This window comes from Bacillus sp. SIMBA_074 (assembly GCF_046534555.1).
Taxonomy (GTDB): domain Bacteria; phylum Bacillota; class Bacilli; order Bacillales; family Bacillaceae_G; genus Bacillus_A; species Bacillus_A mycoides.
On record NZ_JAWRYM010001246.1, the window covers coordinates 1 to 235 of the forward strand.

1 protein-coding gene is annotated in these 235 nt (G+C 47.7%); it reads left to right on the plus strand.

The genetic code is table 11. From position 1 onward, the window contains the following. Window positions 1-235: DNA/RNA non-specific endonuclease (locus SB773_RS34710; protein ID WP_410595105.1), on the plus strand; the 235-nt coding region annotated here is incomplete at both ends.

Below are 235 nucleotides of genomic sequence, written 5' to 3' on the forward strand. Positions count from 1 at the left end.
TTTTTGCTATGCGAATATCTCGCTCCAGCATCACAACTTTAATACAGGGATTTGGAACTGCCTGGAGGATTGGGTCCTGGAGAGAGTCCGGACACAAAAGCTGATCGTCATCACAGGTCCCTTTCACAAAGCAGAGGACGAAGAATATTGCGGTGTTCGAGGCAAACCGGGGTGTGCCGTGAAGGTTCCGTTTGGTTTTTGGAAAAGCGTTTTTTATGTAAATGAAGGGCAGCAG